At 49.1% G+C, this 24491-nt stretch carries 26 protein-coding genes; 18 read left to right on the plus strand and 8 right to left on the minus strand.

Annotated features, from left to right (window positions below):
* Window positions 1-134 precede the first annotated feature (134 nt).
* Both ACM9J1_RS06575 and ACM9J1_RS06580 read left to right on the plus strand, forming a co-directional pair.
* On the plus strand, window positions 135-1016 hold the full coding sequence (locus ACM9J1_RS06575; RefSeq protein ID WP_415581235.1) for an SDR family oxidoreductase: 882 nt from the start codon (window positions 135-137) through the stop codon (window positions 1014-1016).
* 34 nt (window positions 1017-1050) lie between these two features.
* Complete coding sequence (locus ACM9J1_RS06580; protein ID WP_415581236.1) at window positions 1051-1872, plus strand: hypothetical protein; 822 nt, start codon at window positions 1051-1053, stop codon at window positions 1870-1872.
* 102 nt (window positions 1873-1974) lie between these two features.
* Here ACM9J1_RS06580 and ACM9J1_RS06585 read toward each other — a convergent pair whose 3' ends face one another.
* On the minus strand, window positions 1975-2148 hold the full coding sequence (locus ACM9J1_RS06585; protein ID WP_415581237.1) for a hypothetical protein: 174 nt from the start codon (window positions 2146-2148) through the stop codon (window positions 1975-1977).
* 16 nt (window positions 2149-2164) lie between these two features.
* Between ACM9J1_RS06585 and ACM9J1_RS06590 the strand changes: the two genes are divergently transcribed.
* The 6 genes from ACM9J1_RS06590 (at window position 2165) to ACM9J1_RS06615 (ending at window position 7412) form a co-directional block, all read left to right on the plus strand.
* A complete protein-coding gene (locus ACM9J1_RS06590; RefSeq protein ID WP_415581238.1) occupies window positions 2165-2932 on the plus strand; it encodes a ParA family protein in 768 nt (255 codons plus the stop codon).
* A 3-nt stretch (window positions 2933-2935) separates the two neighbouring features.
* On the plus strand, window positions 2936-3841 hold the full coding sequence (locus tag ACM9J1_RS06595; protein WP_415581239.1) for a ParB/RepB/Spo0J family partition protein: 906 nt from the start codon (window positions 2936-2938) through the stop codon (window positions 3839-3841).
* Window positions 3842-3869: 28 nt separating this feature from the next.
* A complete protein-coding gene (locus ACM9J1_RS06600; RefSeq protein ID WP_415581240.1) occupies window positions 3870-4403 on the plus strand; it encodes a DUF5683 domain-containing protein in 534 nt (177 codons plus the stop codon).
* Window positions 4403-5110, plus strand: coding sequence for a 4-hydroxy-tetrahydrodipicolinate reductase (gene dapB / locus ACM9J1_RS06605; RefSeq protein WP_415581241.1), 708 nt, complete (start codon window positions 4403-4405; stop codon window positions 5108-5110). The genes ACM9J1_RS06600 and dapB overlap by 1 nt, the downstream gene beginning before the upstream one ends.
* Before the next feature lie 62 nt (window positions 5111-5172).
* On the plus strand, window positions 5173-6723 hold the full coding sequence (gene lepB / locus ACM9J1_RS06610) for a signal peptidase I (RefSeq protein ID WP_415581242.1): 1551 nt from the start codon (window positions 5173-5175) through the stop codon (window positions 6721-6723).
* A gap of 77 nt (window positions 6724-6800) precedes the next feature.
* Complete coding sequence (locus tag ACM9J1_RS06615; protein WP_415581243.1) at window positions 6801-7412, plus strand: WbqC family protein; 612 nt, start codon at window positions 6801-6803, stop codon at window positions 7410-7412.
* On the opposite strand, the gene ACM9J1_RS06620 is transcribed toward ACM9J1_RS06615, so the two are convergent.
* From ACM9J1_RS06620 to ACM9J1_RS06645, 6 genes are all read right to left on the minus strand, one after another.
* Window positions 7409-8452 carry an endonuclease/exonuclease/phosphatase family protein gene (locus ACM9J1_RS06620; protein ID WP_415581244.1) on the minus strand — a complete coding sequence of 348 codons (1044 nt, stop codon included), beginning with the start codon at window positions 8450-8452 and terminating at the stop codon, window positions 7409-7411. The genes ACM9J1_RS06615 and ACM9J1_RS06620 overlap by 4 nt on opposite strands.
* A 1-nt stretch (window position 8453) precedes the next feature.
* The gene (locus ACM9J1_RS06625; protein WP_415581245.1) at window positions 8454-9305 is read right to left on the minus strand and encodes a rhomboid family intramembrane serine protease; all 852 of its coding nucleotides are present in this window, start codon (window positions 9303-9305) and stop codon (window positions 8454-8456) included.
* On the minus strand, window positions 9305-10120 hold the full coding sequence (locus ACM9J1_RS06630) for a rhomboid family intramembrane serine protease (protein ID WP_415581246.1): 816 nt from the start codon (window positions 10118-10120) through the stop codon (window positions 9305-9307). Before ACM9J1_RS06630 ends, ACM9J1_RS06625 begins: the two co-directional genes overlap by 1 nt.
* The gene (mutL, locus tag ACM9J1_RS06635; RefSeq protein WP_415581247.1) at window positions 10117-12003 is read right to left on the minus strand and encodes a DNA mismatch repair endonuclease MutL; all 1887 of its coding nucleotides are present in this window, start codon (window positions 12001-12003) and stop codon (window positions 10117-10119) included. The genes ACM9J1_RS06630 and mutL overlap by 4 nt, the downstream gene beginning before the upstream one ends.
* Window positions 12004-12359: 356 nt before the next feature.
* Window positions 12360-12848, minus strand: a complete 489-nt coding sequence (gene ribH / locus ACM9J1_RS06640) for a 6,7-dimethyl-8-ribityllumazine synthase (RefSeq protein WP_415581248.1) — start codon at window positions 12846-12848, stop codon at window positions 12360-12362.
* Between the two features lie 128 nt (window positions 12849-12976).
* The gene (locus tag ACM9J1_RS06645; protein ID WP_415581249.1) at window positions 12977-13762 is read right to left on the minus strand and encodes a tetratricopeptide repeat protein; all 786 of its coding nucleotides are present in this window, start codon (window positions 13760-13762) and stop codon (window positions 12977-12979) included.
* Between the two features lie 566 nt (window positions 13763-14328).
* Between ACM9J1_RS06645 and recF the strand changes: the two genes are divergently transcribed.
* The 8 genes from recF to ACM9J1_RS06685 all read left to right on the plus strand — a co-directional run bounded on the left by recF (window position 14329) and on the right by ACM9J1_RS06685 (window position 21555).
* Complete coding sequence (gene recF, locus ACM9J1_RS06650; protein WP_415581250.1) at window positions 14329-15408, plus strand: DNA replication/repair protein RecF; 1080 nt, start codon at window positions 14329-14331, stop codon at window positions 15406-15408.
* A 353-nt stretch (window positions 15409-15761) separates the two neighbouring features.
* On the plus strand, window positions 15762-16457 hold the full coding sequence (locus tag ACM9J1_RS06655) for a thioredoxin domain-containing protein (RefSeq protein ID WP_415581251.1): 696 nt from the start codon (window positions 15762-15764) through the stop codon (window positions 16455-16457).
* A complete protein-coding gene (locus ACM9J1_RS06660; RefSeq protein ID WP_415581252.1) occupies window positions 16454-17125 on the plus strand; it encodes a DUF2461 domain-containing protein in 672 nt (223 codons plus the stop codon). Before ACM9J1_RS06655 ends, ACM9J1_RS06660 begins: the two co-directional genes overlap by 4 nt.
* A 1-nt stretch (window position 17126) precedes the next feature.
* A complete protein-coding gene (murB, locus tag ACM9J1_RS06665; RefSeq protein WP_415581253.1) occupies window positions 17127-18140 on the plus strand; it encodes a UDP-N-acetylmuramate dehydrogenase in 1014 nt (337 codons plus the stop codon).
* A 133-nt stretch (window positions 18141-18273) separates the two neighbouring features.
* Complete coding sequence (locus tag ACM9J1_RS06670; RefSeq protein WP_415581254.1) at window positions 18274-18894, plus strand: FMN-binding negative transcriptional regulator; 621 nt, start codon at window positions 18274-18276, stop codon at window positions 18892-18894.
* Between the two features lie 88 nt (window positions 18895-18982).
* Window positions 18983-20086, plus strand: coding sequence for a glycosyltransferase (locus ACM9J1_RS06675; protein WP_415581255.1), 1104 nt, complete (start codon window positions 18983-18985; stop codon window positions 20084-20086).
* Window positions 20077-20625: an RNA polymerase sigma factor gene (locus ACM9J1_RS06680; protein ID WP_415581256.1), complete on the plus strand. Its 549-nt coding sequence runs from the start codon at window positions 20077-20079 to the stop codon at window positions 20623-20625. Before ACM9J1_RS06675 ends, ACM9J1_RS06680 begins: the two co-directional genes overlap by 10 nt.
* A gap of 114 nt (window positions 20626-20739) precedes the next feature.
* Window positions 20740-21555, plus strand: coding sequence for an energy transducer TonB (locus tag ACM9J1_RS06685; protein ID WP_415581257.1), 816 nt, complete (start codon window positions 20740-20742; stop codon window positions 21553-21555).
* 199 nt (window positions 21556-21754) lie between these two features.
* On the opposite strand, the gene ACM9J1_RS06690 is transcribed toward ACM9J1_RS06685, so the two are convergent.
* Complete coding sequence (locus tag ACM9J1_RS06690) at window positions 21755-21964, minus strand: zinc ribbon domain-containing protein YjdM (protein ID WP_462916986.1); 210 nt, start codon at window positions 21962-21964, stop codon at window positions 21755-21757.
* A 215-nt stretch (window positions 21965-22179) separates the two neighbouring features.
* On the opposite strand from ACM9J1_RS06690, the gene ACM9J1_RS06695 reads away from it, so the two are divergent.
* Together ACM9J1_RS06695 and lipA are read left to right on the plus strand one after the other, a co-directional pair.
* Entirely contained in the window at window positions 22180-23421 is a 1242-nt protein-coding gene (locus tag ACM9J1_RS06695; protein WP_415581258.1) for an MFS transporter, read from the plus strand.
* Between the two features lie 186 nt (window positions 23422-23607).
* Window positions 23608-24477 (plus strand): lipoyl synthase, encoded by an 870-nt coding sequence (gene lipA / locus ACM9J1_RS06700; RefSeq protein ID WP_415581259.1) that lies wholly within the window; start codon window positions 23608-23610, stop codon window positions 24475-24477.
* Window positions 24478-24491: the final 14 nt, after the last annotated feature.

Here is a 24491-nt window from a genome sequence, read left to right on the forward strand (position 1 = left end):
AAATCATTTTGGGCGTAGGTTTAAACCTCAGAGGTTTTGAAAACCTCTGAGGTTTTCCAACTCAAAAAAATCGCGCAACCCTTTCCTTACGAACGCTTATTGACTATCTTCGCTACATCTGCAAAACAACAAACATGGACTTTTCACAAAAGATGCTACGCGACGACGCACTAAAAGGAAAAAATATCGTGGTTACGGGCGGCGGCAGCGGTCTGGGCAAGGCGATGACCAAGTATTTTCTGGAATTGGGCGCAAACGTCGCCATCACGTCGCGCGACCTCGACAAACTAAAAACGACGGCGCAAGAATTGGAAGCACAGACCCAAGGAAAATGCCTTCCGGTGCCATGCGACGTGCGCCATTACGACCAAGTGGAAGCCATGCTGAAAAGCGTTTTGGATGCCTTTGGAAGCGTGGATGTCTTGCTCAACAATGCGGCAGGAAACTTCATCTCACCTACCGAAAGGCTATCGGCCAATGCATTTGATACGATTATCGACATTGTTTTGAAAGGGACGAAAAACTGTACATTGGCTTTCGGGAAACATTGGATCGACACCAAAAAAACAAACAACGTCATCTTAAATATCGTGACGACATATGCCTGGACAGGGTCAGCCTACGTCGTACCGAGCGCTACCGCCAAAGCAGGCGTATTGGCCATGACTCGAAGCCTCGCCGTGGAATGGGCCAAATACGGCATCCGTTCCAACGCCATTGCGCCCGGACCATTCCCGACAAAAGGCGCTTGGGACAGATTGCTTCCGGGTGACTTGAAGGAAAAATTCGACTTGGCCAAAAAAGTGCCGCTGCAGCGCGTGGGCGACCATCAGGAGTTGGCCAACCTCGCGGCGTATCTGGTGTCTGACTTTTCGGCGTATGTTAACGGCGAAGTGATCACGATTGACGGTGGCGAATGGCTCAAAGGCGCCGGGCAATTCAACCTTTTGGAAGCCGTTCCCGAGGAAATGTGGGACATGCTCGAAATGATGATCAAAGCGAAGAAAGGCAATTGACGATGGCCAATTGATAATACATAATTGACAATAGATGATTAAGGTTTGGATGGGTCTTTTACTCGTGTTTGCTTCGTTCGGCCTCGCAGAGCTGGATGAAGTTGGTGTTTTTGACGAGAGTATCGGCTTCGAAAATGAAAAGAAGTTTGAAAACACGTCAAAAGTCATCCACATCATCGTGGCGCTCTGCGACAACAAATACCAAGGCATTGTTCCCGTGGGTGCAAAAATCGGGAACGGACAAGACCCGGACAACAACCTGTATTGGGGTTGCGCATACGGCATCCGGAGCTACTTCAAGAAGAGCGCGGAATGGAAATTCCTTAAAGTTGAAAAGAAAAAGGGCAATATCCTCGAACGGATTTACTTCCAACACAAAACAAAAGACGTCTATTTGATTGCCGACGCTTACGATGGCCAGTTCATCAAAAAAGCCACGGAAGATTTCCTGGCCGCCAATGCCGGAAGTAAAAAAGAAACGGTAGATATTGACGGTAAATCGCTGGGCATTTATGGCCACGCACAACTGGTTTCGTACATCGGGCACGATGGCCTGATGGATTTCACCGTGGATTCTGACTATAAAAATGTAGACGGGAAACAGCGCGATTGCATCATACTCGCATGCATGAGCAGAAATTTTTTCAAGACGTATATCAAAAACGCCAATTCGCGTCCGCTGGTCTGGACCACCCAACTCATGGCACCCGAAGCCTATACCATCCACGACGCCATTTCGGGCTGGCTCTTGGGCGAAACACCCAAACAAATCCACACACGGGCTGCAAAAGCATACGCAAAATACCAAAAGTGCTCCATTGCAGCGGCCAGCAAGTTACTGGTGACTGGGTTTTAGTGGCTAGGGGTTAGTGGCTAGTGGCTAGTGGCTCGTGGCTAGTAGTTAGTGGCTAGAAGAATAAAACTTGTAGTTCATGTTTCCGTTTTATTCCCATCGTGTCTATTCGCCGAGAATGAAACGAACAGCTTCTGCGTAACGGACTATCGCTTCCGTGCGGGCAATCAACCCAGAAAACAACGCCGTTTCTGCTTGTGGCTCAACCTCAAAACTTTGCGTGTTTGTTAACAAAATTGCCTTGAAAAACCCATAATTAATTGTATTTTTACCGCTCAAATTTTTTAGAGATTCAATGGGCAAAATCATTGCGGTAGCCAACCAGAAAGGCGGCGTAGGAAAAACCACAACATCGGTAAACCTCGCGGCCTCGCTGGGCGTTCTGGAGAAAAAAGTATTGCTGATAGATGCCGACCCGCAGGCCAACGCGTCATCGGGACTGGGCATTGACGTGGAAAGCGTCGAAATCGGGACATACCAGATCCTGGAACACAGCAGTAAGCCAGAGGAAGCCGTTTTGCCGACAACCGCGCCGAACGTGGACATTATTCCCGCGCACATTGATCTGGTGGCCATTGAGATTGAACTCGTAGACCAGGAACAACGCGAGTACATGCTCAAGAAAGCACTCGAAAACATCCGCGAAAAATACGACTACATCTTGATCGACTGCGCGCCATCGCTGGGTTTGCTCACCTTGAACGCGCTCACGGCGGCGGATTCTGTGGTCATCCCGATCCAATGCGAATATTTTGCGCTCGAAGGCTTGGGCAAGTTGCTCAACACGATCAAAAGTGTGCAGAAAATCCACAATCCGGCACTGGACATTGAAGGTTTATTGCTGACGATGTATGATTCGCGCCTGAGGCTTTCCAACCAAGTGGTCGAGGAAGTCCAGAAGCATTTCCACGACATGGTGTTTGAAACCATCATCCAGCGAAACGTAAAACTCAGCGAGGCGCCAAGCTTTGGGGAAAGCATCATCAACTTCGACGCGACCAGTAAGGGCGCGGCAAATTACCTGAACCTCGCACACGAAATCATCAAGAAAAACACTCCATAATTAATGGCTAAAGCAGTAAAGAAGCAGGCGCTCGGCCGGGGTTTGTCGGCATTGTTGAAAGACCCTGAAAACGACATCAAATCCATCACAGACAAGAATGCCGACAAAGTCGTGGGCAGCATTGTTGAATTGGATATCGCTTCTATTGAAATCAACCCGTTCCAGCCGCGTACCAACTTCAACGAGGATGCGCTGCAGGAATTGGCTACGTCCATCAAGGAATTGGGCGTCATCCAGCCGATTACCGTCCGCAAAGACGACTTCAACAAATACCAGCTTATTTCGGGTGAACGCCGTTTGCGCGCCTCAAAAATGGCCGGACTCAAAACCATTCCGTCGTACATCCGCATCGCCAACGACCAGGATTCGCTCACGATGGCACTGGTGGAAAACATCCAAAGGCATGACCTCGACCCAATCGAGATTGCACTTTCTTACCAGCGTTTGATGGACGAAATCCAATTGACGCAGGAACAAATGAGTGACCGTGTGGGCAAGAAGCGTTCTACAATCGCGAATTATCTGCGGTTGCTGAAACTCGATCCGGTCATCCAGACAGGCATCCGCGACGGTTTCATTTCGATGGGCCACGGACGCGCCATCATCAACATCGAAGACCACGACGTGCAGGCCGACATTTACCACAAAATCGTCAGCAAGAATCTTTCGGTACGCGACACCGAAGCGCTGGTGAAACAATACCACGACGGCCAAAAACCGAAAGCTGCTGTGAAAGCAAAAGCTGGATCGACGTTCGACACCGGAAAACAACAGTCGGCGCTGGCTACTTATCTTGGGGTGAAAGCCGATGTGAAAGTAGCGGCCAACGGGAAAGGAAAGATTACGATTCCGTTTAAATCTGAAGCCGATTTTACGCGCATCATTAACCTGATCAAAGGCAGTGAATAGGATTATCTGTATCGTCTTTGTTGCCCTTATGGCAACGTCCGCCGCGGCCCAGAAACCTACCGGCGAGTTGCGCGTGAGCAAAGACAGTACAGTGGTACCCGCAAAGAAGACAGTGAAAATCGATCCTCTAGCGCCGTCGCGTGCCGCATTTTATTCGGCCATTTTACCGGGATTGGGGCAAGCCTACAACAAAAAATACTGGAAAGTCCCGATTGTGTACGGCGCCATGGGCACGAGCCTTTATTTTTACTTCGACAACAACAAGAAATACAACCAATACCGCGATGCGTACAAGCGCAGGCTGGCAGGATACAACGACGATGAGTTCCAATACCTGGACAACGACCGTCTGATTTCGGCCCAGCGTTTCTACCAGCGGAACCGGGATTTGTCGCTATTGATTACGGCGGCTTTTTACATCCTGAACATCGTGGACGCGAACGTGGATGCGCATTTGAAACAATTCAACGTAAGCGACGACTTGTCGGTCGTGCCCGATGTGTACCAGACGGACATCAACCAAATGCCCAATGTCGGGCTGACTTTAAATTATAGGTTTTGATGAAAATAGCGCTCCTCGGATACGGAAAAATGGGCCAAGCGATTGAGCGGATTGCACTCGGACGCGGCCATGAAATCGTCCTGAAAAAGACCAGCAATGCCAGTTTCGACGGGCTGGAAATGGCCGATGTCGCCATAGATTTCAGTGTTCCGACGGCTGCCGTAACCAACATTACCACCGCGCTCAACAACGGCATTCCCATCGTGTCGGGAACGACAGGCTGGCTCGCCGATTACCACCTGATGACGGCGTTGTGTGAGCAGAAAAACGGTGCATTCATCTACGGGTCGAATTTCAGTTTGGGCGTAAACCTATTTTTCCAGCTCAACGAATACCTGGCGAAAATGATGGCGAAATTCCCCGAATACAAAGTCGCGATGCAGGAAATCCACCACAAGCAGAAACTGGATGCACCCAGCGGAACGGCCATCAGCCTGGCGCACGACATCATCGCGAACTCCGATTATTCGAGTTGGGCGCTGGAAAATGCGAAAGCCGATGAAATCTGGATCGACGCGCAGCGGATCGAACACGTTCCGGGCACGCATAGTGTGTTCTATAATTCTCCCATCGACACCATCCAAATCAAGCACATTGCCCACAGTCGCGAAGGTTTTGCACTCGGCGCGGTCATGGCGGCGGAATGGATCGTCGGGAAAACAGGCGTGTTTTCGATGAAAGATGTGCTGGGGTTAATTGATAATTAATCATAATAATTTACGTATTTGCTTTTCTACCAACTAGAAACTAGCAACTAAAACCGAAACTTATGACACTAGACCAGTGGTTTATTTTCTTCCTGATTGTACAAGCCGTGCATTTCGCGGGAACATGGAAACTGTATGAAGCCGCCGGACGCAAGCGTTGGGAAGCGGCAATCCCGGTGTACAATGCCATCGTGCTGATGAAAATCATCAACCGGCCTACTTGGTGGACGATTTTGCTTTTCATCCCGATTGTCAACCTGATCATGTTTCCGGTGGTTTGGGTCGAAACGCTGCGGAGTTTCGGACGGAATTCCTCGACCGATACGTGGCTGGCCGTACTGACATTCGGACTGTACATCTACTACGTCAATTACACGCAAAAACTCAATTACGTCACCGACCGCGATTTGTATCCGAGGACCAAACGCGGCGAAACTGTCAGTTCCATACTCTTCGCGATTGTCGTGGCCACGATGGTACACACGTACTTCATGCAGCCGTTCACAATCCCAACGTCGTCGCTGGAAAAGTCTTTGCTCGTAGGCGATTTCCTGTTCGTGAGTAAATTCCATTACGGGGCGCGCGTCCCGATGACTACCGTGGCGGCGCCGATGGTGCACGACACGATTCCGGTACTTCGCGTAAAATCGTATTCGAAATGGCCACAGGCACCGTATTTCCGTTTCCCAGGCATGGAAACCATCGAGAACAATGACATCGTGGTGTTCAACTGGCCGGTTGACACGGTACGGCAATTCTTCAAGGCCGAAGCGCGCGTGGACAAGCCCATCGACAAAAAATCCAATTACGTCAAGCGCTGCGTGGGCATTCCCGGTGATAGCCTCAAGATCGTGGACGGTGAGGTTTACATCAACAACAAAAAGCTCATCCTTCCAGAACGTGCCAGGCCACAACATTCGTTTTTCGTGACGATCGACGGCAAGACACCCATCGATTTCGAGCACGTGATGAAAGAACTGGACATCACAGACCGCGCAGGTTACAAGAGTGAACGCCGCGACACGCTGTTCTTTTCGTCGATGACCGACGACACGGCGGCCAGGCTTCGAAATATCCCGGGCATCACCTCAGTGACCAAAAAAGTAATGCCGGCTTCTTACTATGACGGCGCGTTCCCGAAAATCGGAAAAGGCAACGGCGACAACTTTCCGTCGCTGTACATTCCACAGGCCGGAAAAACCGTGGCATTGGATACCAAAGTGCTGCCGTACTATAAGAAAATCATCACAGAATATGAACACAACGACCTGAAAGTCAACGGCGATGAAATCAGGATCAACGGCAAACCGGCGACATCTTATACCTTCCAGCAAAATTATTATTGGATGATGGGCGACAACCGGCACAACTCCGAAGACAGCCGCTATTGGGGTTACGTGCCCGAAAACCATATTGTGGGCAAACCGGTATTTATCTGGATGAGCATCAGTGGTATCAACGACGGCATCAAGAACTGGCGCATCCGCTGGGACAGGGTTTTCACGACCGTCAGCGGCGATGGCGAGCGCACTTCTTATTTCAAATATTTCCTGTTGTTGCTGGGTGCATACGTCGCCTGGGATTATTTCCGGAAAAAGAAAAAAGCAGCTTAATTATAAATTGTGAATGGTAAATTAATTCCGGCGCAATTCACCATTCACAATTCACCATTCACAATTCACCATTGAAAATGGACATTCTCATCCATCCAACGTATTTCCCGTCTATCAGCCAGTTTGCCGCTATGGCGCGGGCCGATGGTATCACGCTCGAAATGGACGACAATTTCCAGAAGCAGACCAACCGCAACAGGATGTACATTTACAGCCCGAACGGCGTGCAACTGTTGAATCTTCCGGTGAAACACAGCAAATTCGCGCACCAGAAAACGCGCGACATCAAGCTGGAAACCGCTTTTGACTGGCAGAAACAGCATTTCAAATCGTTGGAAGCCGCGTATCGCTCCTCGCCTTTTTTCGAGTATTTCGAAGATGCATTTGCGCCTGTTTTCGAGAAGCGCCACACCTTCCTGATGGATTTGAATCTGGAAACCATGGCCATTGCCGCCAAATGTTTGGGGATGGATTTTACGTACCAAGAAACGCAGGAATACTTCCACGATGCGCCGGATTATCACGACTTTCGGAAGCTGGCCAACGGCAAGAAAGACACGACCGTACTGGAACCGTACCATCAGGTATTCGCCGACCGCCACGGCTGGATCAACAACTTGAGCATTCTTGATTTGTTGTGCAACGAAGGCCGACGCGCGTTGGATTATCTCAAACGACAGGAGATTTAGTCGATGTACAACCGCGTCATGATTGGGTAATGGTCTGAGCGGTAAAAATCCGGAAAACTCTTGAATTCCTTGACCTGCATTTTTTTGTCGGCGAAGATGTAATCAATCCGGGCCGGATAATATTTGAAGTGGTACGTTTGCCCGAAACCGGTGCCGCCTTCCTCGAAAGTATCGTTCAATTTCCCCTTGATGTTGCCGTAAACGTATGAAAACGCGCTGTTGTTCATATCGCCGCAGATAATGATTGGGTACGGGCTGTCCTGCTTGTGCGACTTGATGAGTTCGGCCTGTTGCTGTTGCATACTGAACGCCGTGCTCATGCGCCTGAAAATGACACCTGATTTTTTCTGGTTTATCGCGCCTTGGTTGTTGATTTCATCGACATCGGGTGTGATGCGGATGGATTGCAAATGGATGCTGTACACGCGAATCGTGTCGCGGCCTTTCTTGATATCGGCGAATACGGCGTTGTTGTTGGAGTTCGGGAACGCGATTTTCCCTTTGTCGATGATCGGGAATTTGGACAGAATGGCGTGGCCGGTCTTGATTTGGTCGCCATCCATCATGATGTAGCGGTGCGGATAGACTTTCAGGTCTATGTGCGCACCTTCGGAATATTCCTGAATACACAAGATATCCGGGTTCTGCTCGTTGATGAACGTCCGGATGTCGTCCACCAAATGGTCGTTCTGGATCCATTGGAAGAGATTGAACAACCGCACATTGTAGCTCATGACCGTGAAGTCCTTTTCGCTCTCCGGCTGGTTGACGCCCGAAAACTTGTAGAATTTGCTGATGAAGGTAATGCCCAAGAGCAACACCAATCCGGAAAGGATGACCTGCCTTTTGAGTTGTATCGCCCAATACACGAAATAAAGCCCGTTAAGGATTAGAAACAGCGGCAGTATGAGCGTTAGCACCGAAAAAAAAGGAAAGGCTTTCGGCGCCAGGAATGGCAATACATAGGCGATGGCTGTCAATACAGTAAGCACTATATTGAAGAACCACATCACTTTGTTGAACCACGAAAGTTTTTTCATGCTACTCTTTGCCGGCGCGCCACAGGAAATCTTTTTCTTCCTGACTCAGGCTGTCATACCCAGACCGGCTGATCTTGTCCAGGATTTCGTCTATTTGTTGCTGTTTCTTGTCTTTTATTACAATTTTAGATTTGGGTGCTGGCCTGCTGGTGTTTTTATGTACGGTTTTTAGCGGCGATTTGTTTTTCCGATTCGGCAATTCAGTCACAAAGGAAACGATTTTACTCAAATCTGTCCCGTTCTGCAACAATTTGATGTACAGAAAACCGAAAAACGCACCCGATAAATGCGCCACGTGGCCGCCGGTGTTTTCTACGAGAAGGTACAAAACATCCGTTAAGAGGAAGAATGCCGTGAAATGCCAAAGCTTGAGCTTGATGATGCCCCAAAGCCTAAGCTCGAGGTTCGGGCCGTAAATCGTGGTGGCCAACAATACGGCCATGACCGCGCCCGATGCGCCCACGATGATGCCGCCGTCGCCCAGCAGCGGTGCGAGTAAGGGTAACGACAAGCCCGAAAATATCATTCCCAGTATGTACAACCCGAACAGTTGCTTTTGGGTAAAATAGGTCAGGAAGAACCGCCCCGACAAATTCAGGACAACCATGTTCATGAACAGGTGCCAGAATCCGGCGTGCAGGAAACCATAGGAAATGATTGTCCACGGATGAATTAAGACGGTGCGCCAATCGGCCGACAGCCCGATCCAGGCCGGGTAGTCAAAATACCCTTCGCGGAAGCGGTAAAAGAAAACGATCGACAACAGGAACGCGCCGACATTCCAGAAGATCAGCTTCGTGGTGACGTCGCCCATCTTGAACTGGAGTTTCAGGTCTGTCCAGAAGCTATTCATCAGTTCCAGCGGTTTTTGTTAAACTGGTTTTTTTTCCAATACCACATCATCAGAAACCCGATGAGTGCACCGCCAACATGGGCGAAGTGTGCAATACCCGTAGTTGTCCCGAACAATGAACCACCTTTGAACCCGAGAAACAAATCCAGACACAACAATCCCGGCACAAAATATTTCGCTTTGATGGGAATCGGGATAAAAAGAAGGGCCAACTCCGCGTTGGGGAACATAAAAGCGAATGCAACCAACAAACCGTAGATCGCGCCTGAAGCACCAACCATCTCGCCCTGCACGCTCATCGCCGCTTCCAGCAATTGGTTGCCGCTCATTTTTGAAATCAGTTGTTCATGGCCTGACTGTCTTACGATGGTGGTCGCATCCGAAAGAAAGCTGTTGACCATTGGGTTTCCGTTCGTATCCCAAACCGGGATGTTGACCAGTTTGTGGACGACCGATTCAGGCAAGCCTACCGCGTACAATTGGTTCAGCAATTCTTGACTTTCCATATAATTGATCCCGAGTTGCAAAGCCGCAGCGCCCAGACCGCAGGAAATGTAGAAGAAGAGAAATTTCTTTGTACCCCAAAATTGCTCCAACATTGAACCGAAAGAGAACAATGCAAACATATTGAAGAAAATATGCATCACGTTGCCATGCATGAACATATAGGTCAAGAGTTGCCACCAACCAAAATGATCGCTGTGGATGTTGTGCAACGCCAAGATTTGATCGGCCGCCGGCACGAAAAAGCTGCAAATAAAAAACAATATGTTGATGATCAAGAGTTGCTTGACCAACGGCGTCAAATTCATCATACAGAAAACTTTTTATCTAAATCTTCCACACGCATGGTGAGGAATGTGGGTTTGCCGAATGGCGACACATCCGGTTCTTTACAAGCAAACAAGCCATCCAAGAGATTTTCTTGTTCTGTTTCGGTGAGATAGGTTCCGGTTTTTACCGCCAAGCTACGCGCCATCGACTTGGCGATGCTGTCGCTCTGGCTGAAACTGTTTCCGGGAATGCCTTGCTGCAAATCGGCGAGCAACTCTTCGATGACAATCGAGACTTCGCTGCCCGTGACGTTCACCGGCACGCCCGACACGACAATGCGGTCTTCAAACGCTTCTCCAAAGACAAAACCGGCACTCACCAACGACGGCCTCAACTCCTCGAGCAACGCCAGTTCCACCGAGGAAAAATACAATTCCAACGGAAACAGCAATTGCTGGCTCGCGGCCTGATGCACCGTCATGCTGGTCAGGAATCCTTCGTACAACACGCGTTGGTGCGCGCGCTGCTGGTCTATGATGACCATACCGGATTTGATGAAACTCACGATGTATTTCTTGTGCAACTGGTAGGTTTTGGACACCGATGCACTTTCGTCCTGCGACTCAAAAAGCGACGAGGTCACGGCTTCGCTCTCGAATTTCATACCGGACATTTGCTGCCATTCGTTTGCGCTCGGGTCGGCCACGAGCGTGTCGGCAAAAACGGCATCGGTATCTTGTTTCAAGCCTACATAAAGGCTTTCCCAAGCGGCATCGGCTTTCTTCTGGCCGGTATAGGTTTTAGATGGCTTTGTATCGCCGAACGGATTGAAAGCGCCATCCACTTCAACAGTGGGAAGCACGGCTTGCTTGTATTGGTAGTCGTACGGCGTATCGAGGTTGGCATCGCGCTCAAAATCGAGCACCGGTGCCACGTTGAACTGTCCGAGCGAATGTTTCACCGACGAACGCAAATAGGCATACAACGCATGCTCGTCGTCAAACTTGATTTCGGTTTTCGTCGGATGGATGTTGATATCAATGGACTGCGGCGGCACGCTCAGATAAATAAAATAACCCGGCTGGCAACCGTCTTTGAGCAAGCCTTCGTATGCCGACATGATCGCGTGGTGTAGATAACCACTCTTGATGAAACGGTTGTTGACGAAGAAAAATTGCTCGCCACGCGTTTTCTTGGCGAATTCAGGCTTGGTGACAAAGCCCTGAATGGTGACGATATCTGTTTCTTCTGAAATCGGGACCAGTTTTTCGTTGGTCTTTCCGCCGAAAATACCTGAAATACGTTGCCGCAAATTTTGCGATGGTAAATTGAAAACCTCGCTGTTGTTGTGGTATAGCTGGAAATGGATGGCGGGATGCGCCATGGCCACACGCTGGAATTCGTCAATGATGTGGCGCAATTCCACCACGTCGGACTTCAAGAAGTTGCGCCGCGCCGGGATATTGAAAAACAGGTTCTTGATCGCGAACGACGTGCCTTTCGGGACAACGGCCATTTCCTCGGAGATGAACTTGCTGCCTTCGATAACGATACATTGCCCGAGTTCATCCTGCGCTTGCCGCGTCTTGAGTTCAACATGCGCAATCGCCGCAATAGACGCCAGCGCTTCGCCACGGAAACCCTTGGTGTGCAGGTCAAACAAGTCCTCGGCCTGGCGGATTTTAGACGTCGCATGACGGGCGAAACACAGCCGCGCATCAAACGCATTCATGCCTACGCCATTGTCAATGACCTGGATGAGCGTTTTACCCGCATCCTTGATGTTCAAAGTGATTTCGGTGGCTTTGGCGTCTACGGCGTTTTCCATCAATTCCTTGACGACGGACGCGGGCCGTTGCACCACTTCGCCGGCGGCAATCTGGTTGGCTACGTGATCAGGAAGTAACTGGATAATACCGGACATCGGGCTGTTTTGCGTGATTTCAAATTTAGGGAATTATGGTGTGCAGTCGGGAGAATTTTATTCACAAAAAAGTGATAAAAAGCACCGGAAAGAAGATGTAAAACTATGACAACGTCGAACGTCGAACGTCGAAAGAGAAACGTCGAACGACAATGGCCATTTCTCCAACGACCAAAGACCAACCAAAAAAACACGAATTGCACGAATTTACACAAATCCAACCCGCAAATTCGCGGTGAGGTTCTTCTAACTACTAGCAACTAGCCACTGACAACTAAAAAAACACGAATTACACGAATTCACTTCTCGGGTTCGCGGTGACGTTCTTCTAGCCACTAACAACTAGCTACTAGCCACTAAAACCGCCGCCGCAACGCCGCCATTTGTATCGCAGCAATCGCGGCTTCGGTGCCTTTATTGCCGTGTGCGCCGCCGCTGCGGTCAATGGATTGTTGTTCGTTGTTGTCGGTCAGGACACAGAAAATCACGGGTACGTCACCCAATAAATTCAGGTCTTTCACGCCTTGTGTGACGCCTTCGCAGACAAATTCAAAATGCATGGTTTCGCCCTTGATCACGCAACCAATCGTGATGATCGCGTCAAAGTGGCGCATGTCCATCATGCGTTTGGCGCCATAGACGAGTTCAAAACTCCCGGGTACGTCCCAACGGACGATGTTTTCAGGACGCGCGCCGCAATCCAGCAATGCCGCTTCTGCGCCGGCGTACAAGCCGTTGGTAATTTTGTCGTTCCAGGCCGACACCACAATGCCAAAGTGAAAACCTTTCGCACTGGGGATTTTCGTTTTATCGTAGTTTGATAAGTTCTTGTTTGCGGTAGCCATGTTGTTATTTTAAATTATGAATTTTAAATTATAAATGATTGGGAAACGGCCGACTAGATTTCAACAATAAAAAAGGAGCAACAGTTTTGTCGCTCCAATTTATAATTTATAATTTAATTTTAGAATAATTACTGCGCCAGCCCGATCAACGCATCCACGTTAGATGCTTCCGGAGACAATTCATATTTCTCCTTGAGTTCGGTAAAATGCTTCAAGGCGTCGGCTTTTTTGCCCATCGCCAATTCCACTTGCCCAGCCTTCATCAGGAAACGCGGCGTCGTGAATTCGTTGGCGTTCATGCCTACCGCTTTCAGGTATTGCTCCAAAGCTTCGGCGTTTTTGCCTTGTTGTGCGTAAGCGTCGCCAATGAGGCCAACAGCCAACGTACCGGTCATGACGTCTTTCCCTTTGTATTTTTCGAGTGAAGCAATCGCCTCAGGGTATTTTTTCAAGTTCAGGTAAGAAACACCGGCATAGTAGTTTGCCATGTTTCCGGCATCGGTACCAGAATATTCCTCGGCAATCTTCGCGAAACCAAACTTACCTTCAGAACCGTTCAACGCCAAGTTGTACAATGAATCCGGTTTTGGTGCATCGAGCGCTTTCTTGAAGTTTTGTTGCGCGATGAACATTTCCTCAGCCGCCGTATCTTCTTTCGGTGCCACGACAAACTTCTGGTACAGCAAATAACCTACAACGACTATGGCAATACCGCCCAAAACACTGATGATCATTTTCTGGTTTTTCTGAACCCAGTCTTCAGTCTTGTTCGCGCTTTCGTCGAGTTTTGAGAAAACCGCAGCCGTGGTGCTGTCTTTTTCGTCTACATTCACCTGCTCTTCTACAAATGCACCTGCATCTTCCTTGACTTTCTCTTTCGGTTCCTTGTAACCTCTTTTATTGTATGTCGCCATTCTTTGATTTATTGAGCCGCAAAAATAAAATTTTTATTCATACGCGCGCAACTTTTTTTCAATGAGTTGTGTGCTAACCCAATATTGGTTTTTTGGGCGTTGCGCGTCGTGACCTCGCGCCGGGCTGTGCGCTGTATCTTTTGCTCGTGGCCTCGCAAAAGGATGCCGCTTCCATCCCTAACGCAAACGTCGAATATCGAACGTCAAACGTCGAACGATAAAAACACACACTCCACAGATTTCTTCCAGCAACTGACAACTAACAACTAGCAACTAAAAAACACGAATTGCACAAATTTCCACAAATCCAATCCGCGAATTCGCGGCGAGGTTCTTCTAGCAACTAGCCACTAACAACTAGCAACTCAAAAACACCAATTGCACAAATTTCCACAAATCCAATCCGTGAATTCGCGGCGAGGTTCTTCTAGCCACTAACAACTAACAACTAGCAACTAACAACTAGCCACTAGCAACTAGCAACGATCAACTTCTTCCACCGACGCTTCCCCATCGTTCCACTTTCGACTTTCGACTTTAGTCTCTTTTCGCTAACTTGCGCCACCATGCATCTCACGAAGATTTCCCTTTTCAACTACAAGAATTTTGCGGACGCTGCGTTTGAATTCGACAGCAAAATCAACTGTTTCACCGGGCGCAACGGCGTGGGCAAGACCAATGTGCTCGACGCGATTTATTACCTGGCCTTCGGAAAGAGTTATTTCAACCCGATGGCTGTACAAAACATTAAGCACGGCGAAGACTTTTTTGTGATCGACGGCGAATTCGAGAAAGACGGCCGCGCCGAACAAGTCGTGTGCAGCCTCAAGAAAGGGCAAAAGAAAATCCTCAAACGCAACGGCAAGGAATACGAGAAATTGTCAGACCATATCGGGCTGATTCCGCTGGTGATCATTTCGCCGTCAGACCGTGATTTAATCATAGAAGGCAGCGAAACACGCCGGAAATTCATCGATTCGGTCATCTCCCAAAACGACGCGCATTACCTGCACGATTTGATCCAGTATCAAAAAGTCCTGGCGCAGCGCAACGCTTTGTTGAAGTATTTCGCCGCCAACCGGACCGTTGACAAGGAAACGCTCGGGATTTACAACGAACAACTGTCGTCGCTCGGTACGCCGTTGTTTGAAAAGCGTAAAAAATTCCTGGCCGATTTCATCCCGATCTTCGCCAAACACCATCACGGCATCACGGAATCTGCCGAAAACGTCAACCTCAGCTACCAAAGCGACCTGACTTCGGGCGCGTTTACGGCGCTGCTTGAAAATCATTTTGACCGCGACCGGTTGTTGCAATACACCAGCGTGGGCATCCACAAAGACGATCTGTCGTTTGAGATCGATGGCCACCCGATCAAGAAATTCGGGTCTCAAGGGCAGCAAAAATCGTTTTTGATTGCGCTTAAACTGGCGCAATTTGAATTCGTCGGAAAAAAATCCGGGGAAAAACCCATTTTGCTTTTCGATGACATTTTTGACAAGCTCGATGAATTCCGTGTGGGCAAAATCGTGGAAATGGTCAAGCACGACGATTTCGGGCAGTTGTTCATTTCAGACACGCATCCGGAGCGCACCGAAGCCATCGTAAAACAAACGCACCAGAGCTACAAGATGTTTTCGTTGTAGGAAGATGTCGAACGTCGAACGAAAAAACAAGATGACACAGATTTATTAAACCGAATTCGCGGTCCGGTACTTCTAGCCACTAGCAACTAGCCACTAGCAACTAAAAAACCATTGCCCAAATCCAATTCGCGAATTCGAGGCGAGGTTCTTCTAGCCACTAACAACTAGCCACTAACAACCAGCCACTAGCCACCAACCGATTATTCAAAAATTACCAAAATCAATGGTTTTCCCGTAATGCCACTTTGGACGATTGATTATCTTTGACACGGGAACGGGAATAACAATCCTAAACCAAATCCGGCCACCCGGACACGCGGTTTTCCCGTAATAATTGTAAAATTTGAAAACTGATGAAGAACTTTTTCGCAACGATTTGTTGTGCCTTTTTGTTGCTGAGCTGCAAAGGACAAACCGCCGGAGGTGTCGAGAAAATCGCACCGGCCCAATTCTCCCAAAAACTGAAATCGGAAAACGCGCCGCAGCTTTTGGACGTACGCACACCCGGGGAATATGCCGGCGAGCACATCGACAATGCGATTAATGTCAATTGGAACGGGCCGAACTTTGAAACCGAAGTGGCCAAACTCGATAAATCAAAACCGGTTTTCGTGTATTGCAAAATCGGCGGGCGAAGCAGCCAAGCCGCAGCTAAGCTTAGCCAAATGGGCTTCAGCAAAGTCTATGATCTCGAGGGCGGTATCCTGAAATGGACGGCCGAAGGTTATGCGCCAAAAACCGACCGCATCATCGGGATGTGTTCCCAGGAATACAACGAACTACTCAATACAGACAAACTTGTATTGGTTGATTTCTACGCCAAATGGTGCGCACCGTGCAAGAAAATGGCACCGTATCTTGAGAAAATGACCGATGAAATGAAAGACAAAGTCACGATTGTACGCCTTGATGCGGATGAACACAAAACGCTGGTGGAGGAAATGAAAATCGCGGAGTTGCCGGCGCTGTTCCTGTACAAAGACAAGAAAATCATTTGGCAACACAAAGGATTCATCAGCGAAGCCGAACTAAAGCAACAACTACAATGATATCGAGAGAAACGCTGCAATTCCTGGCCGACCTCGCCGAAAACAACAACCGGGATTGGTTCATGGCGAACAAGAAACGTTATGAAGCCTACAAAAAAGAATACCTGGACGTTGTGACCGCGGTTTTGGACGTGCTCAAGACCAAGGACGAGACGCTTAAGTTGCTCGAACCTAAGAAATGTATGTTCCGGATCAACAGAGACATCCGGTTTTCGCTGGACAAATCGCCGTACAAGACGCACATGGGCATGTGGTTCAGCGATGCGCGCGCCAGTGGTGGCAATGCGCCAGGCTATTACATCCAGATCGATCCAAAACAAAGTTTCATCGCTGCGGGTTTCCACAATCCGGAATCGGCCGAACTCAAGAAAATCCGCAAGGAAATTGCCTTTTTCAACGATGAACTCGACGCCGTCCTGAAAGACAAAAAGTTCAAAGCCGTGTTCGCCGACCTGGACCGCAACAATGCGCTAAAGACCGCGCCGAAGGATTTTGAAAAAGACCATCCGGCCATCGAAAACCTAAAGCTCAAAAGTTTTACAGTCACCGGAAACTTGTCTAAAACCGATATTTCCGACAAAGATTTCGCGAAAAAAACAGCGGAAAAACTTGCGGTAGCGAAACCGCTCAATGAATTCCTCAAACGCGCCCTAAACGTTGAAGATTGATATGCAGATACAACAAAATTTCTCCCTGAAAAACCACAATACGTTCGGCATCGATGTCAAAGCCAAGGAGTTTGTCGCCGTGCATGCTGTTGAAGAATTAAAAAGCATACTGGCCCGAAACGTCGGAAAACCGATGCTCGTCATCGGCGGCGGCAGCAATATGTTGCTCACCAAAGATGTTGATGCGCTGGTGATCCACATCGATTTGAAAGGCATCGAAAAAATCCATGAAGACGACGATCAGGTTTGGCTGAAAGTGCAAGGCGGCGAGAAATGGCACGACTTCGTGATGTACTGCATCGCGCACGATTACGGCGGTATAGAAAATATGTCGCTTATTCCGGGTAATGTTGGCACGTCGCCGATCCAGAATATCGGTGCGTATGGCCGCGAAATCAAGGATACGTTCGTGTCTTGCGAAGCCCTACATATCGAGACGCTGGAAATCCATCAATTCACGTTGGAGGACTGCGAATTCGGTTACCGCGAAAGTGTTTTCAAGAACAAATTCAAAGGCCAATACATCATCACCTCAGTGGTTTTTAAGTTGACCAAACGCAACCACAACATCAACATCGAATACGGCGACATCAAAGCCGAACTTGCCCAGAATGGCGTGGAAACCCCAACCATCAAAGACGTCAGCAACGCCGTGATCGCCATCCGGCAGAGCAAATTGCCCGACCCGAAAGAATTGGGCAACAGCGGCAGCTTTTTCAAGAATCCGGTTATCCCGAAAGCGCAATTCGATGCCGTGCACGCGAAATTTCCGGACATGAAATTCTTCCCGGTATCTGATGACGAAGTGAAAGTCCCGGCGGGCTGGCTCATTGAACAGGCCGGTTTCAAAGGAAAGCGTTTCGGCAATGCCGGCATGCATAAAAACCAGGCGTTGGTGCTCGTGAATTACGGCGGCGCCACCGGCCATGAATTGCTCGAAGTGTCGCGCATGGTGCAAAAAGAAGTATTCGAGAAATTCGGGATTGCGATTGAAGCCGAGGTAAACATAATTTAATTGACAAAGGAAAATTGACAATTGACAATGAAGCAAATCATGTATTTGCAGGCAGGCACGACTTCAATCGAAAAGAAATCTGTTCAGCACCAATCCCAATTATCCATTATCAATTGTCAATTATCAATTATCTATGTATATCCCAGACTATTACAAAAACGAAGACCGTGCGGAGATTGAAGCGTTTCTCAAGGCCAACGCGTTCGGGATTCTCGTGAATGTCTTGGATGGAAAACCGTGGGCCACGCATGTGCCGCTCGAGCTTGTCGAGAGCAGCACCGATGGAAAACAGTTTCTCGTGGCGCACGTTTCCAAGGAAAATCCACAATGGACGGCTTTTTCGGCGGGCGATGAAGTGCTCGTGATTTTCACCGGGCCGCATGCGTACGTGTCGTCGTCATGGTATGATTTCGAAGGTGTACCAACCTGGAATTATACCGCCGTTCATGTGTACGGAAAACCGCGCATCCTCGACGAATCCGAAACCATCGCATCCCTGAAAACATTGGTCGATAAATACGAAGCGGGCCGCGACAACCCAACGCGTGTGGAAGATTTATCCAAGAAAACCATGATGATGGTGCGCGGCATCGTGGCTTTTGAAATCGAGATCACGCGGATCGAGGCCAAGAAAAAGCACTCGCAAAACCGCGACGCCAAGAATTACCAGAGCGTCATCGCGCACCTGGAAGCCAGCGCCGACCCTAACGCCAAGGCCATCGCCGCGGAAATGAAACGCAAACGCAAGTCTTGAAATCCTGTTGAATTTATCGGTTAAAATGTAATAATCATCATCGGCAATTTGTACCTTTGCCACCGTTTTCAAAAGCCAACTTGCTTATATGCTGACCATTACTTTTTACGCCTTTGTTGCCGTTGTTGTCATCCAGTTGTTTTATTATCTGGGCATTTTCGGAAAGTTCGCCTTCGCCAAGCCACAGCAAACCACGCCCAAACGTGTCCCGATTTCGGTCATTGTCTGTGCAAAAAACGAAGCCGAGAATGTAGCGAAGTTCGTCCCGCTGTTGGCCGAGCAGGACTATCCCGACTTTGAACTCGTCTTGATTGACGACGCGTCAAGCGACAACACGCTCGATCTGTTCGAAGGTTTCGAAAAGCAATATCCCAACATCAGGTTGGTCAAGGTCGAAAACAACGAAGCGTTTTGGGGCAACAAGAAATTCGCGCTCACGCTCGGGATCAAGGCTGCGAAACACGAATACCTTTTGTTCACCGATGCAGACTGCCGCCCAGACTCCAAAAACTGGATCCGCGAAATGTCTTCTTGCTTCACCAAGGAAAAAACAATCGTGCTGGGTTATGGCGCTTATGAGAAACTACCCGGTTTCTTGAACAAACTCATCCGTTTTGAGACTTTGCTCACGGCGGTGCAATATTTCTCCTGGGCGAAAGCAGGCCGTCCGTTCATGGGCGTAGGCCGAAATCTGGCTTATAAACGCGAGGAATGGCTCAACGTGCGCGGTTTCATGGACCACATGAAAATACGTTCGGGCGACGACGATTTGTTCATCAACCAGGCGGCGAAAGGAAAAAACACGACGGTTTGTTACACGCCGGACAGCTTCACCCACTCCGAACCGAAGACAAGCTTCAAGGAATGGTTCACGCAGAAGCGCCGTCACGTATCAACTTCTGGCCATTACAAGACTTCAGATAAAATGCAGCTGGGCGCGTTCTATGCCTCACAATTGTTGTTCATCTTGTTGGCGGCCGTGTTGCTGGCGTTCCAATACCAATGGATGATCGTAGCCGGAATCGTCGCGTTCCGTTACTTGGTGGCGTGGCTGTCGCTCGGATTTTCGGCCGGAAAACTGCGCGAAAAAGACACGGTATATTTCTATCCGGTGTTTGAATTTGCGCTTATCTTTGTCCAACTGAACGTCTTCTTCAGCAATATATTCTCAAAACCTGTGCATTGGAAATAAACCAATATATCGAAAGGGCAAAGGCCGGCGACCAATCGGCGTTCACATTCCTGCTCGACCGGTATTGGAATGAGGTTTATGGTTTCATGCTCAAACGCACCGAAAACGAAACCGATACAGACGATATCACAATTGAAACTTTCGCCAAGGCGTTCGACAAGATTGCGTCTTACAACCCAGAATTCCAATTCAACACCTGGCTCATCGCCATCGCCAAGAACGTCCATATCGATTTGCTCCGGAAGAAAAAAGCCACGCTGTCACTAGACATCACCGATTCAGAAGACCATCAGGCTTACAATGTGGCCGACACTTCACTGACAGCCGAAGACGAACTCATCCGAAAGCAAAACCTCGCCAGCCTGCTCGACTGCATCAAACAACTCAAACCTAAGTACCAGGAAGTTATCCAACTGCGGTATTTCCAAGAGCTTTCATATCAGGAAATCGCCGATGAATTGGGCGAACCGCTCAATAACGTCAAGGTAAAACTTCTGCGCGCCAAGAACCTTTTGGCCGACATTATCCGAAAAAGATAATTCCTGTTAAAAAAATCTTTAACGATGGTACAATTTTTTGCCGTGATTTTCAGTTATGGCTTAAAATCAACCGCTTATGTAACAGAGATACTTAACCAATCACATTCAACCACCATGAATCACGTTAGTATCTTTGAAAAAAAGTGGCTCGATCTTGTTTTTGAGAACAAGAACAAAGCCTACGGCGCCTACAGATTGCGCCTTGAAAACCCTCGCACAACCTTGCTCGCCTTGTTTTTAGGATTGCTGTTGCTGGCATCGGTAGCGAGCATCGGTGTTCTGGCTTCACGCCTCGCCAAGACGCCGACACTTGCGCCCGTAATTGACGAGCCGATAGAAGTCACGGAAGTCAACCTGTCTGAGCCGCCGAAAGAGCCGGAAACACAAGCCGCGCCTCCGGTTGTCAACCCTGCCGAACCCATGGAAAACACACAGCAATTGACCAATCCGGTCGTCGTGCCGCCAGATCTGGCCACCAACGTCACGCCGACCTCGAAACCAACGCCTCCAGACACGCCTCCGGGAACCGGAACACCCGGTGTAAACCCCACGCCAGGAAACAACGGCACGCCAGGAGCAACCGTACCCGGAACGGGCGTGACGGCACCTGAAAAGCCAGTCCCGACAGGAATATTAGACCGGCAGCCACAGTATCCGGGCGGCATCGAAAAGTTTTATCAATATGTCGGTGACAATTTCGACAAACCAGACGTCGAAGACATCAGTAAATTGACCGTCATCGTATTGTTCGTCATCGAAAAAGACGGCAGCATCAGCGATGTACGCGTGGCCCGCGACCCCGGCTACGGAATGGCAAAAGAAGCGCTACGCGTGCTTAAGTCGTTGAAGATAAAATGGAAACCGGGTTACAAAGACGGCCAACCGGTTCGTACTGCTTATACATTGCCCATTACGGTAAACATCCAATAACACCAATGCAAAACCAGCCGCGCGCCCGTAAGCCCGCGGTTTTTTTTGGAGAAAGTGGCTAGTTTATAGTGGCTAGTTGCTAGAAGAAATCTGTGCAATCTGTGTTTTTCGTTCGGCGTTCGACGTTCAACGTTGCTTCCCGTCGCGAATCTCTGCGTATTCTTCGTGCCGCTTCGTGAAACTTTTTGCCCTGAAAACGTTACGCCTTCTTCACAAACTCTGTACGCAACACCATTGCGGTCTTGTTCACGCGGCAATCAATCTCCGCCGGATCGTCCGTTAACCTGATGTTATTCACTTTCGTGCCACGCTTAATCACGTCCGACGAGCCACGCACTTTCAGGTCTTTAATCACGGTCACAGAATCGCCGTCTTTCAAAATGTTGCCGTTAGAATCTTTAACTTCCATGAGGTAGGGATTTACGCCGCAAATATAGTCTTTTTTTGGCCGTCATCGAGAGAGTGCGTCATCGGGTTACGCTGCCATCTTTTTAAACCCCAAAGGTTTCGAAAACGAATTCCCGGCCTTCGGTCCCAGATTGACTTGGCCGTAGCGGCCGTAAAAAAATACACCAGCGGCACCGATGGAACGGCCAACTTCCTATTTTTGGGAAAATTTACGCCATGCCTTACACCGCTTCCCAGAAACTCAAACACCTGTTGTCTTTTCCGGTCATTGTAGCCGCACTGGGCTATTTCGTTGACATTTACGACCTGTTGCTTTTTGGGATTGTGCGCGTGCCCAGCCTTAAGGACATGAACCTCGATGCGGATTCAGCAGGAACGCTCATCCTGAATTTCCAAATGACTGGGCTTTTGTTGGGCGGCATTCTCTGGGGCATTTGGGGTGACAAGAAAGGACGGCTTTCGGTGTTGTTCGGGTCTATCCTAGTGTATTCGCTGGCCAACATTGCGTGTGGCTTTTTGCCGTATATGAATTTCGGGGATAAAGTAACCATCTATGCGGCGCTGCGTTTCATCGCCGGGATTGGCCTGGCTGGTGAATTGGGCGCGGGTATTACGCTCGTTTCTGAGAGTTTACCCAAGGATTTACGCGCCATTGGTACGTCCATCGTGGCCGGCTTCGGGCTAATGGGTGCTGTCGTGGCGCAACTCACCGTAGAAATGGCCGGCAGTTGGACAGTGGCTTATTTCATTGGCGGCGGACTGGGGTTGCTGCTTTTGCTCCTGCGCGTGGGCGTGCTGGAAAGCGGTCTTTTCAAGCAACTCAAACACGACGAGTTCATCAAGAAAGGCGACTTCTTTTCGCTATTTACGCACAAAGAAAGACTCATTAAATACCTGAAATGCATCGCCATCGGGCTGCCGACCTGGTTTTGCATCGGGATACTGGCCGTCATGGGCAACCAGTTCGCACCCGCACTCGGCATTGAGAAAATTGAACCCGGAAAAGCCATCATGTGGGCCTACATCGGGATTTCGGTCGGCGATTTTGCCAGCGGTTTCATTTCGCACGCGTTACATTCACGAAAGAAAGCCATCTTTTACATGATGCTGTTCACCCTTTTGGGCATTGGCCTGATGCTTTTCGGCGGGGCAACGTCCGAGAACATGTATTATTTTTATTGCACTTGGCTCGGCTTGGGCACGGGTTACTGGGCAATGTTCGTCACGGTGGCTGCAGAGCAATTCGGCACGAATATCCGTTCGACGGCCACGACGACCGTTCCGAATATGGTCCGCGGACTGGTTCCGGTGATGTTGCTTGGGTTCGATTTCTTTAAGCCCGGATTTGGCGTAGTTGCCGCTGCATTAATTGTAGGAGCGATTGCCTTTGGGTTAGGTATTTACTCGACGTTGACCATCAGTGAAACCCATGGCCGGGAAATGGATTTCATTGAATAATATGGTTTCTTGCTCGAATTGCAATCGGTAACCTCTAGTGTGATCGGTCACAAACTCGCGCACGCCAAACTTTCGGGTAAATTCAATCCAGTGCAGTTTATTGACTTTTCCCCAATCTTCGTTTGACTTTTGACTTTCGACATTTGACCCAATTATTCGTTATCTTTGCGTCTCAAAATTCCTGCTATGGAAACCATCCTGAATAACGACACTACTGTTGCGAAACCCAAATGGCTCAAGGTGAAATTGCCGATTGGGCAGAAATACACCGAACTGCGCGGGCTGGTCGATAAATACAAGCTCAACACGATTTGCACTTCCGGCAGTTGCCCGAATATGGGCGAATGCTGGGGCGAAGGCACGGCTACATTTATGATTTTGGGCAATATCTGTACACGTTCGTGCGGGTTTTGCGGCGTGAAAACCGGCCGGCCGGAAACGGTAGATTGGGACGAACCTGAAAAAGTGGCGCGCTCGATCAAGATCATGAATATTAAACACGCAGTCATTACGAGTGTGGATCGCGACGATTTGAAAGACATGGGTTCCATCATTTGGGCCGAAACCATCAAGGCGATCCGCCGGATGAATCCTGAAACAACATTGGAAACGTTAATTCCGGATTTTCAGGGCAACGAGCGCAACATAGACCGCATCGTGGAAGCCGACCCTGAAGTGGTGTCGCACAATATGGAAACCGTTCGACGACTCACGCGCGAAGTCCGGATCCAGGCGAAATATGACCGCAGTCTGGAAGTGTTGCGCTACTTAAAAGATAAAGGTGTGCGACGCACCAAATCGGGCATCATGCTGGGCTTGGGCGAAACCGAGGACGAAGTCATCCAGACGATGCGTGACTTGCGCGACGCAAATGTTGACGTGGTCACGATTGGGCAATACCTGCAACCTTCGAAAAAACATTTGCCTGTGAAAGAATTCATCACGCCCGAACAGTTCAAGAAATACGAAGACATCGGAAAGGAAATGGGCTTCAGGCATGTGGAAAGCGGCGCGCTGGTAAGAAGTTCATATCATGCGCAGAAACATATTTTATAGACGAAAGAACGCTA

The organism is Flavobacterium longum (genome assembly GCF_965137575.1).
In the GTDB taxonomy this organism is placed as follows: Bacteria; Bacteroidota; Bacteroidia; order Flavobacteriales; family Flavobacteriaceae; genus Flavobacterium; species Flavobacterium longum.

Excerpts from the sequence above, each read along its gene's own strand:
- ACM9J1_RS06575 (WP_415581235.1), top strand. The coding sequence starts at position 135 with ATGGACTTTTCACAAAAGATGCTACGCGACGACGCACTAAAAGGAAAA.
- ACM9J1_RS06580 (WP_415581236.1), top strand. The coding sequence starts at position 1,051 with ATGATTAAGGTTTGGATGGGTCTTTTACTCGTGTTTGCTTCGTTCGGC.
- ACM9J1_RS06590 (WP_415581238.1), top strand. The coding sequence starts at position 2,165 with ATGGGCAAAATCATTGCGGTAGCCAACCAGAAAGGCGGCGTAGGAAAA.
- ACM9J1_RS06595 (WP_415581239.1), top strand. The coding sequence starts at position 2,936 with ATGGCTAAAGCAGTAAAGAAGCAGGCGCTCGGCCGGGGTTTGTCGGCA.
- ACM9J1_RS06600 (WP_415581240.1), top strand. The coding sequence starts at position 3,870 with ATGGCAACGTCCGCCGCGGCCCAGAAACCTACCGGCGAGTTGCGCGTG.
- dapB (WP_415581241.1), top strand. The coding sequence starts at position 4,403 with ATGAAAATAGCGCTCCTCGGATACGGAAAAATGGGCCAAGCGATTGAG.
- lepB (WP_415581242.1), top strand. The coding sequence starts at position 5,173 with ATGACACTAGACCAGTGGTTTATTTTCTTCCTGATTGTACAAGCCGTG.
- ACM9J1_RS06615 (WP_415581243.1), top strand. The coding sequence starts at position 6,801 with ATGGACATTCTCATCCATCCAACGTATTTCCCGTCTATCAGCCAGTTT.
- ACM9J1_RS06620 (WP_415581244.1), bottom strand. The coding sequence starts at position 8,452 with ATGAAAAAACTTTCGTGGTTCAACAAAGTGATGTGGTTCTTCAATATA.
- ACM9J1_RS06625 (WP_415581245.1), bottom strand. The coding sequence starts at position 9,305 with ATGAATAGCTTCTGGACAGACCTGAAACTCCAGTTCAAGATGGGCGAC.
- ACM9J1_RS06630 (WP_415581246.1), bottom strand. The coding sequence starts at position 10,120 with ATGATGAATTTGACGCCGTTGGTCAAGCAACTCTTGATCATCAACATA.
- mutL (WP_415581247.1), bottom strand. The coding sequence starts at position 12,003 with ATGTCCGGTATTATCCAGTTACTTCCTGATCACGTAGCCAACCAGATT.
- ribH (WP_415581248.1), bottom strand. The coding sequence starts at position 12,848 with ATGGCTACCGCAAACAAGAACTTATCAAACTACGATAAAACGAAAATC.
- ACM9J1_RS06645 (WP_415581249.1), bottom strand. The coding sequence starts at position 13,762 with ATGGCGACATACAATAAAAGAGGTTACAAGGAACCGAAAGAGAAAGTC.
- recF (WP_415581250.1), top strand. The coding sequence starts at position 14,329 with ATGCATCTCACGAAGATTTCCCTTTTCAACTACAAGAATTTTGCGGAC.
- ACM9J1_RS06655 (WP_415581251.1), top strand. The coding sequence starts at position 15,762 with ATGAAGAACTTTTTCGCAACGATTTGTTGTGCCTTTTTGTTGCTGAGC.
- ACM9J1_RS06660 (WP_415581252.1), top strand. The coding sequence starts at position 16,454 with ATGATATCGAGAGAAACGCTGCAATTCCTGGCCGACCTCGCCGAAAAC.
- murB (WP_415581253.1), top strand. The coding sequence starts at position 17,127 with ATGCAGATACAACAAAATTTCTCCCTGAAAAACCACAATACGTTCGGC.
- ACM9J1_RS06670 (WP_415581254.1), top strand. The coding sequence starts at position 18,274 with ATGTATATCCCAGACTATTACAAAAACGAAGACCGTGCGGAGATTGAA.
- ACM9J1_RS06675 (WP_415581255.1), top strand. The coding sequence starts at position 18,983 with ATGCTGACCATTACTTTTTACGCCTTTGTTGCCGTTGTTGTCATCCAG.
- ACM9J1_RS06685 (WP_415581257.1), top strand. The coding sequence starts at position 20,740 with ATGAATCACGTTAGTATCTTTGAAAAAAAGTGGCTCGATCTTGTTTTT.
- ACM9J1_RS06690 (WP_462916986.1), bottom strand. The coding sequence starts at position 21,964 with ATGGAAGTTAAAGATTCTAACGGCAACATTTTGAAAGACGGCGATTCT.
- ACM9J1_RS06695 (WP_415581258.1), top strand. The coding sequence starts at position 22,180 with ATGCCTTACACCGCTTCCCAGAAACTCAAACACCTGTTGTCTTTTCCG.
- lipA (WP_415581259.1), top strand. The coding sequence starts at position 23,608 with ATGGAAACCATCCTGAATAACGACACTACTGTTGCGAAACCCAAATGG.